This window comes from Chamaesiphon sp. VAR_69_metabat_338 (assembly GCF_031423935.1).
In the GTDB taxonomy this organism is placed as follows: Bacteria; Cyanobacteriota; Cyanobacteriia; order Cyanobacteriales; family Chamaesiphonaceae; genus Chamaesiphon.
The window spans coordinates 1-3,373 of sequence record NZ_JANPGM010000721.1; the positions used below are offsets into that span (position 1 = coordinate 1).

At 48.0% G+C, this 3,373-nt stretch carries 2 protein-coding genes and 1 pseudogene; all 3 read left to right on the top strand.

Features of this window, described 5'->3' with window-relative positions; genetic code table 11:
• The coding region (locus tag RMO84_RS20130) for a hypothetical protein (RefSeq protein ID WP_310490219.1) at positions 1 to 215 on the top strand (215 nt) is incomplete at its 5' end.
• A 402-nt stretch (positions 216 to 617) separates the two neighbouring features.
• A pseudogene (locus RMO84_RS21435) lies at positions 618 to 1,685 on the top strand (glycosyltransferase); the annotation flags it as partial.
• 267 nt (positions 1,686 to 1,952) lie between these two features.
• Positions 1,953 to 3,373, top strand: a 1,421-nt coding sequence (locus RMO84_RS21440) for a GumC family protein (protein WP_396135909.1), incomplete at its 3' end; no start/stop codon positions are given.

The window sequence follows — 3,373 nt, forward strand, 5'->3', positions numbered from 1 at the left end:
CCTCGATCGCGCTCCATACTCAATTGGATGAAAAAAGTCCTGAAAAAGATTTTGTTTGTACGTCGATCGGATGTCTGCTTATCTGTCGATCGATAGATACCAAATTTAGCAGTTACCTATCGATCCCGAGCGAATTTTTAGCAAGTTTGGCCAAATCTAACTGTCAACCAGATCGCATTATCGATAATGCCTGTCGATATGCTTGCAGGAGATAAATTGACATAAAAGGCGAGGCATAAGGGTTTGGGTCGTAATTAGGCGACGATCGAATGACGTAATTTCAGGTAATTATCGTCGCGTGCCGCTCGACGCTCGGGCATCGATCTTGGTGTAGCGCGAGGGAATCGGCATCTGTCTTTTGACAGAGGGACGGACAGAGCGAAGATGTAAAAATCACTGTAGTTGAAGTTTCATACTCTACGAACAAAAAACTAAGTGGGACTCAGCTAAATTTTTTAACTACTTACTAAATTCGCAAGCCTCGATCGAACGCTTGGGTTGCGAGCAGCTTAATTAGTTGCCGCGCTGCGTCAGGATCGGCTCGTTTTCTGTTGACCAGCAGGGAAATTTTTTTCATAGCTATCGATCGAGCATATTTTATTCCGAGCAGGAGAGTTATGAAAGTTGCCTTAGTGCATGACTACTTAACGCAACGGGGCGGGGCAGAGCGCGTATTTGAACTACTGTGCAAATGTTTCCCCAATGCAGATATATTCACATCTTTGTACGACGCCGAAAGGACGATCGATCTAGGAGATCGGCACGTAAACACCACCTTTCTTCAGAAGATTCCCAACGCGAGTAAGTATTTTAGGTTGCTGGCTCCCTTGTATTACCCAGCATTCCGGATGCTAAATTTGGAAAAGTACGACCTGATTATTAGCAGTTCATCGAGCTTTGCCAAAGGTGTCCGCAAGCGATCGAGCGCGCGACATATTTGCTTTTGTCACAATATCACCCGCTTTTTGTGGGATACCCAAGTTTATCTTCAGGGGTATAGGGAATTTCAATGTTTCTCACCAGTTATCGAAACAGTCTTCACACACTTGCGCAGACTCGATGTCCAGTATTCACGAGAACCCGATCTGTACATTGCTAACTCCACCACCGTCGCCAACCGGATCGGCCAAATTTACGACAAACCAGCCATCACAATCAATTATCCGATCGATGAGAGCAAATTTATCTTCTCCGATGTCAAAGAAAATTTTCATTTAGTTTGCTGTCGGTTGTTGAGCTACAAGCGGGTGGACATCATTATCGAAGCATTTAATTCATTGGGCTGGCCGCTGACGATCGTGGGTGAGGGTCCCGAACGCCAGCGGCTGGAGCAAAAAGCCGGGAAAAATATTCGCTTTTTGGGATACGTGAGCGATCTCGAACGTACCCAACTGATGGCCAAGACTTGTGGGGCGATCGTCGCCGCTCTAGAAGACTATGGTTTGGTACCGATCGAAGCAAATTTTAGTGGGACACCTGTAATTGCCTATGGTGCTGGGGGGGTATTGGATACCCAAGTACCTGGATTAACTGGCGTTTTCTTCGATCGCCAAACTCCAGAGGCGGTGCGGGATGCGGTAGTGCAAGCCAGCAAGATCGAATGGAACTATGCCCGAATTCGGCAGCACGCGGTCGATCGCTTCACAGAATCGGTGTTCTTTCGCCAAGTAAATAAGTTAATCGATCTGAGTCGATCGACTGGCGGTAACGATTCAGATTCACATCGGTTTGATGGTAACGTGCTGCCCATTCCGCTAGAGGTACCGCTCTGTTCATCAGTAGCAGCAAAGAATTTCGATCGGATGGTGGGCGATGACGAGCGTGTCGCAATGTCTTCGTTAGCAGATATAGATTTCAAGGAGGAAGCGATGGCTCCCAAAATGCTGATGTCTTCACCAGAAGATGATTCAATCGGTTTCGGTCAGATTTTAACTGATACATATATCCAGACGATGCCGTCACCAGCAGAAAATGCGGGTTACGGACAGCTGTTTGCAGTGCTGCTGCGCCGCAAATATTGGTTGCTAGCTACGATCTTAGGGGCGATCGGGGTCGCTTGGCTGATCACTGCACACCAGAAACCCACCTACCGGAGTTCGATGCAACTGTTGGTAGATCAGAACTATCGGAGTAAAACAGAGCAAGGATCGAATAATTCTCAGTTTGCCGACTCCGACGTCCAGGCAGACTATGCCACTCAACTGACGCTGATGAATAGTTCGATCGTGATTCAACGGATCGTCGATCGGCTGCGTCCGATCTATCCCAAGCTGACAATCGACGAGGTGAAAAAATCGCTATATGTCATACAGGTTGTGGGGAGAACCGCCGAAAAAAAGGTGGATACCAAAATCTTTGAAGCCGGATATGAGGATCGCGATCCCGTCAGAGCGCAGAAAATCTTGCAGACGGCACAGCAAGTCTATCAAGATTACAACCAAGAACAACAACAATTGCGGTTGTCCAGAGGGCTGGCATTTCTCAACGAACAAGTGCCCCAAATTCAGGCGCGAGTTCAACAATCGGAGTCCGCATTAGAAAAATTTCGCCAGACTCAAAACTTTCTCGACCCAGAACTTCAGTCAAAAGCTGTAGTTGAATCATTAGATAAGATCTCGCAAGAGCAGCGGACTAATTTGGTGCAAATTCAAGATTTTCGCACCCGCTATGCTTTTCTGGAGAAAAAACTCGCATTCTCACCCCAGTCGTTTGGGATGGCCACTCGATTGAGTCAGTCGGTACGCTATCAAAATCTGTTAAATGAGATCCAAAAAACTGAGCTGACCTTATTACAAGATCGACTGCGTTATACCGATGAAGCCTCGATCGTCAAGAACTCGATCGAGCGGCAGCAGAAACTCCAGTCCCAACTGGAGAGAGAGCGGCAGCGAATGTTAGCTGCTGGCGATCGGTCGGGTAGTACGCCCAATCCGGCTGATGCTCAGACCGCCGGACAACTGGGCGCGATCGATTTGAACTTAGCCAGCCAATTTATCGACGCTCAAGCCAATTTGAACGTCGCGCTGGCTCGTCAACAAAGTCTGGCGCAGGTCGAGCAAAAGTATCGGCAACAACTTCAGCAATTTCCAGCCTTGCTCTCAGAATATAACCGGTTGCAGCCAGCGGTGCGAGCCGAGCGCGAGACTTTAGGGCGGTTGTTGAAAGCACGGCAGGATTTGGGATTGGAGATCGCGCGCGGCGGATTTGCTTGGCAAGTGGTAGAAGAACCCAAATTAGGTAAAAAAACTGGCCCAGATCTAAAGCGAAATCTATTAATCGGGGGGGCGATCGGTTTGTTTATGGGTGGTGCGATCGCCTTTATGAGAGATGCGATGGATGATTCGATCCATTCCTTAGACGAACTCAAACAGCA